17 protein-coding genes are annotated in these 12326 nt (G+C 54.6%); 14 read left to right on the top strand and 3 right to left on the bottom strand.

What is annotated here, in order from left to right:
* Positions 1-16: 16 nt before the first annotated feature.
* Positions 17-1408: a PhoH family protein gene (locus tag DKB71_RS33705; RefSeq protein WP_408602038.1), complete on the bottom strand. Its 1392-nt coding sequence runs from the start codon at positions 1406-1408 to the stop codon at positions 17-19.
* Between the two features lie 262 nt (positions 1409-1670).
* Here DKB71_RS33705 and DKB71_RS33700 point away from each other — a divergent pair, with 262 nt between their 5' ends.
* Together DKB71_RS33700 and DKB71_RS33695 are read left to right on the top strand one after the other, a co-directional pair.
* A complete protein-coding gene (locus DKB71_RS33700) occupies positions 1671-2033 on the top strand; it encodes a hypothetical protein (protein ID WP_408602037.1) in 363 nt (120 codons plus the stop codon).
* 15 nt (positions 2034-2048) lie between these two features.
* Positions 2049-2600, top strand: coding sequence for a hypothetical protein (locus tag DKB71_RS33695; protein ID WP_408602036.1), 552 nt, complete (start codon positions 2049-2051; stop codon positions 2598-2600).
* Between the two features lie 55 nt (positions 2601-2655).
* Here the strand turns inward: DKB71_RS33695 and DKB71_RS33690 are convergent, their stop codons facing one another.
* Both DKB71_RS33690 and DKB71_RS33685 read right to left on the bottom strand, forming a co-directional pair.
* A complete protein-coding gene (locus DKB71_RS33690) occupies positions 2656-3165 on the bottom strand; it encodes a hypothetical protein (protein WP_408602035.1) in 510 nt (169 codons plus the stop codon).
* Between the two features lie 42 nt (positions 3166-3207).
* Positions 3208-3735: a hypothetical protein gene (locus DKB71_RS33685; protein ID WP_408602034.1), complete on the bottom strand. Its 528-nt coding sequence runs from the start codon at positions 3733-3735 to the stop codon at positions 3208-3210.
* A gap of 166 nt (positions 3736-3901) precedes the next feature.
* On the opposite strand from DKB71_RS33685, the gene DKB71_RS33680 reads away from it, so the two are divergent.
* The 12 genes from DKB71_RS33680 to DKB71_RS33625 all read left to right on the top strand — a co-directional run bounded on the left by DKB71_RS33680 (position 3902) and on the right by DKB71_RS33625 (position 12316).
* Positions 3902-4651 (top strand): hypothetical protein, encoded by a 750-nt coding sequence (locus tag DKB71_RS33680; protein WP_408602033.1) that lies wholly within the window; start codon positions 3902-3904, stop codon positions 4649-4651.
* Entirely contained in the window at positions 4651-5118 is a 468-nt protein-coding gene (locus DKB71_RS33675; RefSeq protein ID WP_408602032.1) for a hypothetical protein, read from the top strand. The genes DKB71_RS33680 and DKB71_RS33675 overlap by 1 nt, the downstream gene beginning before the upstream one ends.
* A complete protein-coding gene (locus DKB71_RS33670; protein ID WP_408602031.1) occupies positions 5115-5348 on the top strand; it encodes a hypothetical protein in 234 nt (77 codons plus the stop codon). Before DKB71_RS33675 ends, DKB71_RS33670 begins: the two co-directional genes overlap by 4 nt.
* Positions 5349-5595: 247 nt before the next feature.
* Positions 5596-6099, top strand: a complete 504-nt coding sequence (locus DKB71_RS33665) for a hypothetical protein (RefSeq protein WP_408602030.1) — start codon at positions 5596-5598, stop codon at positions 6097-6099.
* Positions 6100-6813: 714 nt separating this feature from the next.
* Positions 6814-7164 (top strand): hypothetical protein, encoded by a 351-nt coding sequence (locus DKB71_RS33660; RefSeq protein WP_408602029.1) that lies wholly within the window; start codon positions 6814-6816, stop codon positions 7162-7164.
* Positions 7165-7309: 145 nt separating this feature from the next.
* Positions 7310-8557, top strand: a complete 1248-nt coding sequence (locus tag DKB71_RS33655) for a hypothetical protein (RefSeq protein WP_408602028.1) — start codon at positions 7310-7312, stop codon at positions 8555-8557.
* Positions 8558-8612: 55 nt separating this feature from the next.
* Positions 8613-9074: a YccF domain-containing protein gene (locus DKB71_RS33650; RefSeq protein ID WP_408602027.1), complete on the top strand. Its 462-nt coding sequence runs from the start codon at positions 8613-8615 to the stop codon at positions 9072-9074.
* A gap of 332 nt (positions 9075-9406) precedes the next feature.
* Positions 9407-10156 (top strand): GNAT family N-acetyltransferase, encoded by a 750-nt coding sequence (locus DKB71_RS33645; protein WP_408602026.1) that lies wholly within the window; start codon positions 9407-9409, stop codon positions 10154-10156.
* Positions 10153-10572, top strand: coding sequence for a ParB/Srx family N-terminal domain-containing protein (locus DKB71_RS33640; RefSeq protein ID WP_408602025.1), 420 nt, complete (start codon positions 10153-10155; stop codon positions 10570-10572). The genes DKB71_RS33645 and DKB71_RS33640 overlap by 4 nt, the downstream gene beginning before the upstream one ends.
* Before the next feature lie 12 nt (positions 10573-10584).
* Complete coding sequence (locus DKB71_RS33635) at positions 10585-11328, top strand: hypothetical protein (RefSeq protein WP_408602024.1); 744 nt, start codon at positions 10585-10587, stop codon at positions 11326-11328.
* A 49-nt stretch (positions 11329-11377) separates the two neighbouring features.
* Positions 11378-11512: a hypothetical protein gene (locus tag DKB71_RS33630; protein ID WP_408602023.1), complete on the top strand. Its 135-nt coding sequence runs from the start codon at positions 11378-11380 to the stop codon at positions 11510-11512.
* Positions 11513-11581: 69 nt separating this feature from the next.
* Positions 11582-12316, top strand: coding sequence for a hypothetical protein (locus DKB71_RS33625; protein WP_408602022.1), 735 nt, complete (start codon positions 11582-11584; stop codon positions 12314-12316).
* Positions 12317-12326 lie beyond the last annotated feature (10 nt).

The following is a 12326-nucleotide window of genomic DNA, read 5'->3' as shown; positions in this document are numbered from 1 at the left end:
GTTTGTTTTGGGTGACCTACATGTGTGCTTCAGCGTATTCAGCCAGGATGGAGCGGGGCACGCCTTGCAGAGTAAGGTGAGCACCGTTGTTGAAGTCCTTGAAGCGTTCGGTGAGGTACGTGAGGCCAGAGCTGGTGGCCGACAGGTAAGGCGTGTCGATTTGCGCCAGGTTGCCCAGGCAAATCACTTTTGAGCCGGCGCCGGCACGGGTGATGATGGTCTTCATCTGGTGCGGCGTGAGGTTCTGACACTCGTCGACAATTAACAGGCTTCGTTGGAAGCTGCGCCCGCGCATGAAGTTCAGGGATTTGAACTGCAGAGGCACCTTCTGGAGGATGTACTCGATGCTACCGGAAGACGACTCGTCTTCGGCGTGCAGGGCTTCCAGGTTGTCGATGATCGCGCCCAGCCACGGCTCCATTTTCTCCGACTCGGTACCTGGCAGGAAGCCGATGTCCTCGTCCAGGCCCTGTACGCTGCGGGTGACGATGATCTTGTCGTAGATCTTGGAGACCATCGTCTGCTCGATAGCAGCAGCAAGCGCCAGGATGGTTTTGCCGGAGCCAGCCGAGCCCGTCAGGTTGACCAGGTGGATGTCCGGATCGAGCAGGCACTTCAGCGCCATCGCTTGGTAGATATCGCGAGGGATCAGGCCCCACGCTTCATGGCTCAGCAGCAATTCGGGCTTCATTTCCAGGAGCGTCAGCTCATTACCATCCATCTCGGTGACCCAGAAGATGGGGCCCTCGGGGTCGACGATGAACTCTTTCACGCAAAGCCCTTGGATTGGCTGCTTGAGCTTGGCGCTGTGCCAGGTACCATCGCGCTGGTTGCGGCTATCGACATCAGTCACGAGCGACCACAGGGACTCGGTGAGGTGGTGGAACCCAGCTGGGAGCAGATCCAGGTCATCGAGCAGCTGGTCGGAGCTGTAATCCTCGGCGTCCAGGCCACGCGCACGCGCTTTGAGGCGCATGTTGATGTCCTTGGTGACCAGAACCACCTTGTTGCTCTCACGGCGAGCCTCACGCAGCGCCAGTGCCTGGTTGATGATCTTGTTGTCGTTGACCGTCTCCCCGCGCTGCTCTTCCTCAGGATTGTCCTGAAGGATCAGAAGCACACCCTGCGGTTCATTCTTCCCACGGGGAATAGGGACGCCGCGTTCGACTTGTTCGGGCGAAGCATCGCCGAGCAGCTTGTCGATCAGGCGGATGGCCTGGCGGCATTCAGCGGCCACGCTGTGCTTACCGGTCTTGAGCTTGTCGAGTTCTTCCAGCACGGTCATCGGCAGCGCGACGTGGTGCTCGTGGAAGTTCAGAAGGGCGTTGGGGTCGTGAATCAGAACGTTCGTGTCCAGAACGTAATAGATGGGAGCAGCGGGCGAAGCGGTGGCTTTGCGATCAACCATGCGGAACGTTCCTGTTTTATGCGTCTCTCCCGATTCGCCAAGTAGGCGCAGGAGGCGCTTATTTTTGGAATATTTGAAACGCCATGCAGTCCGGCAACTTTTATGGTGCGCCATCCGCAGGGAAAAGAAAAGATTGGCATAAATTGACAAGGGCCTGATGAGCCACTTTAATGTGCCGCTATCAATCTGACATGCGAGTAATTCCGGGCCTATTCGCCATTGGTTTCTCGCATAAAAAACTTAAAACCAACCAGGAGACCCCATGCCTCAGATAACGACAGTCCAGGGAAAGTGCGTCACGTTAAAAGTGAATGCGCCTTACGCCGCACGCAATATCCTCGAAGATGCAGATGGGCTCCAAGATCTGTGGACGAGGGTGAAGGCAGCAGGGCTAACCATGGGAATCAATCCTGGAGACAGCGATTTAGTCACTTTCATTGGCAAACCTGCGGCTGAGAGCATTCAAATGAAGTGGGGCGACTTCGATCTGGGCAAACTAGGCAAAGAAGGCCCGGCGCCGGCAGAGGTGATCCCGTTCTTCGACGAGCTTCTTAAAATCTTTGAAGGCTTGGACTGGACTGATTACGACACTTGGGAAGGCGTGGTTTGTGTCGACGTCAAATAACCGGGCTACCTCACCATGAAAACCAAGCTTTTAATCGAGAAAGGCCGCACATCGCTGGTTGTTGATCATGGCAGGGGAGACTGGGATGACAAGCAGGTGCTTGCGGCCATGGAACTGTATGAAGGCACTCAATGCTGGACGGTGATCGACATTCGCCTGGGCGAAAGACCAAGTGCGGATCCGTGGTCAGGATCTGGCGTCGGCGAGGATTTCTATTCGCAGTGGAAGCCTAAGTCGGAGGCTGAGGCCGTGGAGGTCAAGGCGCTGCTGCAGGATTACCAGGAGCTGGCAGATGGCACCCTCATCTGGTGTACCTACAAGAACATCGTCAGAGGACATTTCGATATCAACGGTTTGGCTCCGGGGGCGCCAAACGGCATCAAACGGGCGATTTATCACCGGAAGGCCGAGGCGATGGCCAAGCTCCTGGAGTGCAAGAACTTCTGGGAGAACCACGCAGGCACGATTGCCGAGGGCAAGATCGCAAACCCCTACAGTCAGCCCAGTGCATCAGATATCCCGGTCATCTTCGCGCTGAGGGCACTCCAGGCCAAGCACGGGCTTTGAGTGTAACCAAAAACAGAAATGGCGCCCAGTAGGCGCCTTTTTCATTGGTCGGTGTTCAGCTCGCAGACGGTTTTCTTGCAGCAAACCCAATTGCCGCAGACACCAAGCTGACCGGGTAGTACTTGTCGATCAGGAAGGCATGCTTACGCTCTTTGCCGACCTCACCATGGCGGATCATGACTTCGCCGTGGGCGCTGAAACCGTCACCAAAATTTACTTTGATCGGGGATTGCAGGCCTTTCACATCAATGGTCGCAATCATCTTTCCGGGCGGGCCGGCGTAGATCACCAGGATTGAACCCTGGATCTTGGTAACGAACTCCAGGCCGTTGACGTACATCGAGCTGCCGACCTCTTCACGCTCGAACGCAGCCTGCACGAACCCGGTGACCATGTTGTGTACCGACTTGGCCACCTCAACACCCTCCAGGTACTTCTCGCGGATGTAGCCGGCTGCCAGGTAGTCCTCGGCGTTGTAAGGCGTCTGTTGCATCGACACGTCGGTGTTGTGAAGGGCGATGCCCGCATTGATGTAGCGGATGGTTTCTTCGCTGGTCAGTTGCAAGATGTTGGTCTCCACAGTGGCTGGATACAGGATTTCATGGGGTTAGGCGCTGGCTGCGTGCTGGTGATCAGACATGGAGGCAAGGCCAATAGCTGACATGATCAGGCTCAGCGGGTAGAAGACACCGATGAGATAGGCCTGCTCCTGATTCTCGCCGACTAGAGCGTGGCGCAGCAGAGTCTGCCCGTAGACTACAAAATCATCTGCGATGTGGGCTTTCATAGGTGAATCCAGGCTTGGGGATTCGATCTCGGCCACGAGTCTTCCATCCGCAGCTTTGATCACAGTCCCGAGGTCTTGCGCGGAGGCGGTGAAGACTACGTCGTTGACGGTGATCGACTGACCGATGTTTTTCCCTTCGATGGCAGCCAGCACGAACAGACTGACATCGGCTTTGATGTCCTCGATAGATTTAAGGCCAACCAGGGTCATTTCCATGGCATAGCCGGCTGCGAAGTAATGCTTTGCTTCAAATGGCGTGGTTTGACCCAGCACATCGGTTTTATGGTGAGCGATCCCGGCGTCGATGTAGCGAATGGTCTCGCTCTGAGTCAGATCCGTCGTCTTCATGTGTTCGTTCCAAACCGAAGATTGATAGTGATTTGATACTACCCAGCCATTGAATCAAACGCAATATGAAACCTGTCAATTCTTGACAATTATTGGCCTTTCAACATAATCCCCGGCTACATAGCGTTTTAGCACCTCCACCGTTGGAACTCCGGAGAAAATGACGATGCTCAAGCATCTCAACACGCTCAAAAATGCTGCACAAAAAGCACAGGAATCCGTAACTGGAACGGCGCAGCGGGCCCAGGAATCTGTGGTCGGTACCGCACAGCGTACTCACGTTGCCGTGATTGAAACGGCGCAAAAGGCACAAGGTGCTGTGGTTGGGACGTTAGAGGCCCAGGTGCAGTCCGCCAAGAATGCCGTGGTGGGGACTATCGAATCCACAGTGCTTACCGCCAAAGACGCCGTGCTCGATGCGAGAGACGAGGCCCTGGGCTCCGTTGTCAGAGGTGTCGGCCTGGCGACTGACATTGGCCGGGTGGTCGTGTATTCCGAGCTAGGGGCAATTCCTGTATCGATTGCGATGATGGTCGCGCCTGTCCCGGTTGGAATCGGTGTTGGGATTCTGTTCTTGGCCGAGATGACGCTCGGAGGCTCTCTGGACAAGATCGAGGAAGGCCTTGAGCAGTCCAAGGCGCGTCGTAAATTCGACCGCACGGTCGGCTTGCTTCAAAAGTACGGCAAGATTCCTGCAACTTCCGTCCTGGAGAGCGAACACATCCGCCTCGAAATCCAGTCCAAGCCGGTAAGCGTTACTGGCCTGGTCAAGACGGGTAAGTTCGAGGGCCGTCGTGCCGAGCATTTGGAAACCCACGAGCTGGAGCATCTGCTTGAGTCCTATAAAGACCAGGATACTCAAGAGATTGTTAAGGCTTACCAAAAATTTCGTTCTGTTTCAGGAGCAAGTCAGTAATGCCTATCTACAACCCAGAAGAATTCATGGCCCTGGCTGAGCAAGAGCTTGCACAGGCGCAGCACGTCCAGCAGCGCAACATGCGCATGCGTTCAGAGCTCGAAGGGGCGGGTAAGCTGCCACAGGGCCTCGCAGTTGCCGGCACCTGCACCTATATCGGTAACCTGACCGGGATCTACTTGTCCGAGCCTGAGCTGCAGGGCATGTTCTCCCTCTATCCCGCAGAGCGGGCTCGACTGGCCCGTTACACCACCAGTGACCTGGCTAAAGCCGAGTCGGCCAAGACCGGTACCGGGGCGCCAGATGCCTATTTGATTGCAAACGTGGTAGCTGACTTCTTCGGTCGCACCGTATGGCCTAATAACGACTCGTCGATTGATCGTGCATCCTTTGCACTGCGCCTGCGTAAGGCCGCTCACAAGATGGGCTACAACGTGATCCAGCCAGCAGTCGCCCAAGCCGTATGATTGGTAACAAACCCAAACATCAGGTCGATACCTGGAACAAGCGGATTGAGGTCGGCGTTACTGAGATCGAGTACCGGCCACATCCTGCGGGCGCCAAAAAGAAGTACCTGACCAGCACGCCGGCGTATCTCCTCAATGGGCACTCGCCAGTGGTGGAGTTACAAGGGAAGGCTGGCACTGTTGATATCACCTGCTGCAAGGTCTGGAAAACTAAGCCACATGAGCTGTAGAGGATTCAACGATGCCCATAAATTGGTTGTGGCGCCGGAAAAAGCCTGAGCCCATCAGGTCATGGGGGCCGTTGAAAACCATAGTTCCGGATCGAGTCCTGCCTGATCACCTGGATTTCCTGCTCGATGAAAATTCCTTCGCTGACATGATTGAGCGCAAGGAAGAGCTAGAGGCGTGGGGGCGGAGCGATGAGGCCTATGCAGAATGGCTGAGGCTGCACCACCCAAAAACAGGAGAGTTGCGAGAGTGACCACCGAACACCAGAAGCCTTCGAGAAGAGGCACCTACATCGCCAGCCGGGCGAGCATTCCAGAGCGCTCCGCAGCTTGGCGCAAGCTTCGTTCCGATGGTTGGGCGATTAGCGCCTCATGGATTGATGCCACCGGGGACAACGAGCCAGCTGATCTCTCCGATCTGTGGCTTAAGATCCAGGAGGAGGTGTGCTCGTCCGAGAGGCTCGTGCTGTATGTCGAGCCTGAGGATCTACCGCTGAAGGGCGCCCTGGTGGAAGTAGGGATGGCGCTTGCCGTGGGTATCAAAGTTTTCGTGGTGACCCCAGGGATTACGATTGATCGTGAAACCGGTCGCCCGCTGGGGTCATGGGCCTTTCATCCGCACGTGAAATTCGTGCCGGATATGGAAACAGCCCTCCAAGGCGCGTGCAGGCGACCGACTTTGCTCGAATGGTTGCTCAGCACCACCCGGCAATACATCGCGAGGATCAGAAAGTGGAAGCCATTAGCTGATTGATGTGGACTCTGACGTCGGTTTTCATGTCCAGGCAGGTTTGCTTGTTTCGCGTAAGTTGATCGCCCGTGGCGACCTCTGACTCACATTGCGTACAGCGGGAATAGACAAACGGGACGCTGAGTCTAAACCCCTTGTACGGGATGGTGTTGTGCCCCTGTTGCTCTACCAGGGTTCCCTTTTCGCAGATAGGGCAGGTGTTGGCCATATCAGTCTCCAGCAAAATCTAACCGGTATGGATTCAGCCGCTGCCGGCACGCATGCCAGCACTGAATCCCCAAGTATTTCAATATGTTGCCTGCCTAAGCAGGGACGCAACCTTAAGTTCTCAACTCTCCTGTGTCAAATCAGGGTGATCAAGCAGGGCAGATCCTTCGTCTACCGTTAGCGGGAACACTCGGTAGCAAACAATAGGATTTATTGACACAATTTGATCACTCAAAACCAGCCCTAAGGTCACGAAGATAATGCAGCAAGAACAAGGCGAAAACAGGCCGCTCCTTTGGCTAAGAAGAGTTATCGAGTCGCTGCTCCCATCGCTTGTCGTCATCCCAGCGAGTACCACCGAGGTAACTCAACAGGCAGTGGCGCAAAGACTCGTTCGCTCATACTCTCGCAGCAACCTGAACCTCCAGCGTGGCCGCTACGTGACCGCCGAGCAGTTGGAAGACCGCAAGCGTCAGCTGGCCAAACATTCATTTTAAGTAGGCCTCACCCATGACCCGTCCGATTTCTGAAGTGTTGGCCATGACCATGCAGCAGGCTGACAACATCCTTGCAGCATTGGCGCCCTGGGCTACTAAAAGCCTTGAGCAGGCCATGGAGCGCTATCTGCATTTGTGCGGAGCATCTGTGTCCACAGCGCCTGCTGCAGTGCTGGAGCAAGACAAATTGAAATACCCGCATATGGTTCTACGAGACAAGGAAGGGGATCCGTACCTCCGCGTCGACGACTGTGTGAACTTCCTATCGGATGTGACCGGCCTCACTCCTGAAAAAAGCCTGGCTTTTCAGATGCGAACCTTCCTCAAATTGAAAATCGAAGCTGTTACCTGCGCCAAGGCCTAACAGGAAGAGCCACAATGTTCGGTGGGGTGGGTAGCCTCCATCCAGAATGTTCGCTTGCTCGAATTTGTGGCATGGCACGATCAATTGTTTCGGTATCTGGCACAGTGCTACGATGGCGTAGAAGCCTTTTCTAGAAGACGAAAAAATGAAATTTACTCCAGAAGAGTTCAGAAACTACTTCGAAAGCGCTGGGCGCACGATTCTTCAGCCCGATATGGAGAAACTGAAGTCCAATGAGTTCTCTGAGGTCTGTCTAGATCTGGTCTTAGCGGCTCGAGAACTCAAGGTACTTGAGGTTCTTAGCACCGAGGTGCCGACGAGCGTTCAGCTTTTCGCTGAAAGGATCGTCGAGCCTTATTATTGCGCCCTTGGCGTAGTGGCGGCTTCTCCATTCCTGCCTGAACGTGAATACCACGCCGCCCTGGAAGAAATCGGCGATTTGGTGGATCACCCTCGACTGTTCGGCTACGTCAGCGCCACCCAGAAGGGTTTTCAGGTCAAAGCTGATGCACTGGGTCTCAATGCTCATTCGTTAAAGATCAACGCCTACGAGCCATTTACCAAAAGCAGCGCGGGCTACGTCTTGGCCAGCAGGTACGCGACCTTTGAAGATGTTCGATACGCCGCAAACAACGCGGAGCACGCACAGGAGCACGTTGCGAACCTGAGCGTCTTCATGGAAAAACTGGAGAAGACTCGCGTTAAGTCCCCTGACTGGGATGATCATGCAGCCTTCTTCAAGTATGTTTTTTCGAGCATTGCCGACCATTCTCCTCTTGGCCGAAAAGATCCATCGATAGCCAAGATCTTGCGTCTGGTGAACGATGGCGCTCCCCTCGTATCAGTCGATGAGTGCGTGACGGCGACTGAGGAGATCTTCAACGGGTTGCTGCATGACGAGCGGAGCTCCCCCGAGGACTTCCAAAAGAACCTGGACAGGCTGGATGATCACGACAGCTTCTACGAGATCGCCTTCCAATCGAAGTTCCTTGATATGAACCGAGGCGCCTCGTTCTTTGATCGTGGATTCCATTACCACAGCCCAGAGGGCAGGGTGAACTTTGGCCGAAACCTGCAGACGCTTGCTCAGCGCCTTGAAGGGCGGGTCGCTGATCCCAAGATTGTCCTCTCCGGCTTTCTGCTGGGCACATCTGCAATCGACGCACTGATCCTGAAAGACCGGGCGCAAGGTTATCCTCAGTGGCTTGAACATGCCATATTGGATAAAGCGCGTGATCCTCGCATGCTGCAGCAGCCGGACTCGTCCTTGAGCGTGGTACTAAACTCGCTTTTGAGCGGCGCCAGTGAGCCCGAAAAGAAGGCTTTCTGGGACGCCAGACCTGAACGCGGTTTGATTCGCCAGTCTTACGAGTCTTCAGGGCTCGACAGATAACCCTACAACCCTTTTCACAATAGCCTGTCGGAACAGCCGGCATAGGGAACATGCAATGCGCGCAATTGGCAATTTTCTGTGGTTCATCCTGGGCGGGATCGTTATGGGTCTGGCCTGGTGGTTCATCGGTCTCATCGCGTTCCTTACCATCGTGGGCATCCCGTGGGGCAGGGCGTGCTTCGTCATCGGCCAGTTCTCGTTCTTTCCGTTCGGGAAAGAGGCGGTTAGCCGCAAAGAGCTGAGCCAGACTGACGACATCGGCAACAGTGGCTTTGGCATGCTGGGCAACATTATCTGGTTCCTGTTCGCCGGCATCTGGCTGGCGCTGGGTCACGTCGGCTCGGCCATTCTGTGCTTCATCAGCATCATCGGTATCCCGTTCGGCATTCAGCACCTGAAGCTGGCAGGGATCTCCCTGGCGCCTATCGGTAAAACCGTTGTCCTGAAGGAAGTGGCGGAAGCTGCTCGCCGGGCCAATGCCGAGGCAGCGGTTTCTGCGATGCGCACCAGCGCCTGATAGACACCACATGTTCGGCATGTGTACTCTGAAGGTGTAGGCGCTTGGGCTACATCGTCAGCAGGTTAAGAGCACCACTGAAGATCCAAGGGCAAGGAAGTTTGAAGCTAAGGCCACCTCGCAAGGGTGGCCTTTTTCATGTCCCACGAAAAGCCTTCCCCGGTCAGGAATTCTTTGAGATCACAAGGGATATCAGACACCTACGTATTTCAATACTATCCGCGCCATCCGCTAAGGGAAGCATAGCCGCAAGCGAAGATCGACCGCTTTCAGAAGACTGCGCTCACCCCATATGATGTAAAGACGCACGACACCTCCGAAGATTTAGTCTCATGACCGACAACAAACTCCAGTACGCGCTTTCCTGTAACCGTCTGCGCGTCAACGACGAAGGCGACCAGGTCTGGCATTCTCTGGTGGCTAAGGCTGAGCGCATCCAATTTGATGAGTTCTCTGAGGTTTGTGACCTCAGTGGCTTGCTTGAAGACGGGGAGACGCTGGATGACTACATCGCCGTTGACGAATGGGCTGGCGCCTACAGGGTTGAAACTGATGCAGAGCCTGTCGTCTTCATGCAGCGGGCTGGCTTCGAGTTCTTCTTTACCCATGACGGTCTGCCACCAACATTCGTTGAACCTCTCGACCGACTCGCTCACGAGCTGATGATCGACAACGGCGCCGCCAGGGTGCTGCTAAAACCGAATGACGCCCGCATCGGTGGTGCTTACGGGTATGAGGGTGAAGTGGTCGAAATCGACTATGACCTGGATATGGTCATGGCTGACTGTCCGCGCTTCCGACTCTATCGTGACGGGGAGGTGGTAGCCGGCCTGCGAATTGAAGATGGTGTCATCGACCAAATCTACGTGGCCAACGATATGCGCCGACAAGGGCTTGCTACCGAGCTGCTCAACCGCGCCCAGGAAGTTTATGGCCACATCGAACACTCAGAGAGCCTGTCTGACGACGGCAAGGCATTCCGTGCTAGTTTCGAACATGAATCCGATGAACCTGATGAGCCTGAAGTCACCAGTACCCGTGCCAGGCGCCACACCTACGATGATGAAGGGCCTTCGTTGTGAGCAAACCACGTCCCACCGGAACGGGTGGCAAGATCTACACCCAGCGCGAGCTGGAGGAAATGGACGTCGACGAGCTCGATCTCATGGCTTACGGCTGCAAGGGTGGCGACATTTGCTCGTTCAAGCCCAGGGAGCTGAAGATCAAGTGGAAAGACGACCTGGTCAACCCAGAGTACAAGTTCGAGCAGAGCGGCATGGACTGGGTAAGGTCGGTCTGTTTCGATGAGCCTGTGGAGGTCTCTGTCGACGACCACGGCGTGTTCTCGCTTGAAGATGGACATCACCGGTGGTTCGCCGCGAGCAAGCTCGGCATCGAGCTCCAGGGCGTCATTGAGGTTAAGGGTAATCCGGTCAAGACGATCTTGGCCCGGCAGGAAAAAGCACTAAGGGCAGATGACCCTTCGCCAACATTGTAAGGATCTGGGCAAATGACTGTACTCGTCGGTATGCATCTCGGCACCCACACCATCCTGATTTCTGATAAGCGTTTGTCAGAAACGGGCAGCATGATCGTCAACGACACCCAAGAAAAGTTGAAAGTTGCAATGAATCATGCAGCGGTTAAAGGTGGAAGCCATGCATTGGGTACCTTTGCGTTAAATCACATCAAGGACAAGGATATTTCCAATGGTGAGGATGTAGCGAAGCTATCTGAAGCGCTCCTAAAGCATGCTCAAGATCCTTTCGGAGACGGTACGGCCTTAGAACATCAGCGTACGGCCTTGTTGATCGCTTCGACAGCTGAGGAGAGGGCAAAACTCTTTTACCTTGATCTCGTGGATCTACCGAATGGCGGTCGAGTTAGGGAACAGCGTGAGTTGTTAAAAGGTCAGTTCGAAATTGGCATCCCAGCAGGGCTGTCGAAAGAAGAGGGGATGGACTTGCGAGCTGAGCTTGCTGAGATACTCAACGAGTTCATGGCGACCAAGGCCCACACCCTGAATCCTGGAAATACCAAAGGCCTTACCGAGTTGCTCTTCTCTGTCGGTAAGGTGCTCACTCGACTTGCTGAGACCACCCCAAGCATTTCCAGTCTGTTCGATGTTGGCGTTAAAAGTTCGACTGGGTTGACCGTCCAGGGTCAGATCAACTTCAAGAAGCGCCGCGTTGTGAACCTGAATCAGCTCATGGAAAAGCGTTGGGAGTACGAGGTCGACGGCTATACCCCCTGATTAATCGGTTTACCAAAGCCCACATAACAATAAAAATAAAGAGGCTGCCATGCAGAACCTGAAGTTCGCGAAAATTCCGCTCGACCCCAAAAACCGCATGATCCGCGCTGGCGTGGGCAAACACGATGGCACCTGGTTTGCCAGGATCGATCTCTGGTGTGTGGGGTTTAGGGTATCGCTGTAGCGGTATCTCCGCTGGTAAGCTTTACCTATACGGTGTCGCCGGCAATTTTGATGAGATTGGGTAAGAAGAATGACGATTTTGGTGGCGATGCATCTGGGTTCGCAAACGGTTCTGATAGCCGACAAATATATGTTTCGCCAGGGGCAACTGGCTGACGACAAATACGTGAAGGTTCATCAATCCGATAACCATGCCACAGTCGCAGGAGGTTGTGGCCAAGCTATGGATTGGGCCAACAGATACCTCGAGGGCAGGGCGATTGTTGATGAGGCCGAGCTCCGAGGCATGTCTGATGGCCTGATCGACGAATTGATAAAGCCGTTTGGAAAGTACTTTCCGGGGGAAATTACCCTGATGTATGTCTCCACGACCATCAACAATCAAGCCAGATTGTTCACCGTTATTCACGACGAGCTGAAAACTGGCGGTCGCCTGAAAGAACTCACCGACCATGAACCGGGCGAAATTCTATTCGCAATTCCCCGCACCCTGGCCGGTCAGCCGGGAGATGACTTCAAACGAGAAGCCACCGCGATATTCGACGACTTCATGGCAGGCAAAGGCAAAGACCTGAAGCCACATGATGCCCATTCTGTTGCCAGCCTTGCCAAATCCATTGGCGGTGCTTTGAGTAAGGTCGCAAAAGAAACCGGCACCATTTCGAAGAACTACGACGTGTCAGTCATCAGCTCCAATGGCCTGATATTCAAGGGCGATATTGACGTTGATAGAGTCAGAAAAGTAAACCTGATGCAGATCAATGGGCAAAGAATTACCAATGATGGGCTGGTCTGCGCGATGTAGATTTTGTCGT

This window comes from Pseudomonas sp. PLMAX (assembly GCF_046042685.1).
Taxonomy (GTDB): Bacteria; Pseudomonadota; Gammaproteobacteria; order Pseudomonadales; family Pseudomonadaceae; genus Aquipseudomonas; species Aquipseudomonas putida_AE.
Note: the sequence above shows the minus strand (reverse complement) of the source record. Positions and strands in the feature narration are given on the sequence as shown.

What these genes read in the sequence shown, in the direction of transcription:
- DKB71_RS33695 (WP_408602036.1), top strand. Translation starts at nt 2,049, where the DNA reads ATGAAAACCAAGCTTTTAATCGAGAAAGGCCGCACATCGCTGGTTGTT.
- DKB71_RS33700 (WP_408602037.1), top strand. Translation starts at nt 1,671, where the DNA reads ATGCCTCAGATAACGACAGTCCAGGGAAAGTGCGTCACGTTAAAAGTG.
- DKB71_RS33635 (WP_408602024.1), top strand. Translation starts at nt 10,585, where the DNA reads ATGACTGTACTCGTCGGTATGCATCTCGGCACCCACACCATCCTGATT.
- DKB71_RS33670 (WP_408602031.1), top strand. Translation starts at nt 5,115, where the DNA reads ATGATTGGTAACAAACCCAAACATCAGGTCGATACCTGGAACAAGCGG.
- DKB71_RS33625 (WP_408602022.1), top strand. Translation starts at nt 11,582, where the DNA reads ATGACGATTTTGGTGGCGATGCATCTGGGTTCGCAAACGGTTCTGATA.
- DKB71_RS33675 (WP_408602032.1), top strand. Translation starts at nt 4,651, where the DNA reads ATGCCTATCTACAACCCAGAAGAATTCATGGCCCTGGCTGAGCAAGAG.
- DKB71_RS33650 (WP_408602027.1), top strand. Translation starts at nt 8,613, where the DNA reads ATGCGCGCAATTGGCAATTTTCTGTGGTTCATCCTGGGCGGGATCGTT.
- DKB71_RS33655 (WP_408602028.1), top strand. Translation starts at nt 7,310, where the DNA reads ATGAAATTTACTCCAGAAGAGTTCAGAAACTACTTCGAAAGCGCTGGG.
- DKB71_RS33630 (WP_408602023.1), top strand. Translation starts at nt 11,378, where the DNA reads ATGCAGAACCTGAAGTTCGCGAAAATTCCGCTCGACCCCAAAAACCGC.
- DKB71_RS33660 (WP_408602029.1), top strand. Translation starts at nt 6,814, where the DNA reads ATGACCCGTCCGATTTCTGAAGTGTTGGCCATGACCATGCAGCAGGCT.
- DKB71_RS33705 (WP_408602038.1), bottom strand. Translation starts at nt 1,408, where the DNA reads ATGGTTGATCGCAAAGCCACCGCTTCGCCCGCTGCTCCCATCTATTAC.
- DKB71_RS33645 (WP_408602026.1), top strand. Translation starts at nt 9,407, where the DNA reads ATGACCGACAACAAACTCCAGTACGCGCTTTCCTGTAACCGTCTGCGC.
- DKB71_RS33680 (WP_408602033.1), top strand. Translation starts at nt 3,902, where the DNA reads ATGCTCAAGCATCTCAACACGCTCAAAAATGCTGCACAAAAAGCACAG.
- DKB71_RS33685 (WP_408602034.1), bottom strand. Translation starts at nt 3,735, where the DNA reads ATGAAGACGACGGATCTGACTCAGAGCGAGACCATTCGCTACATCGAC.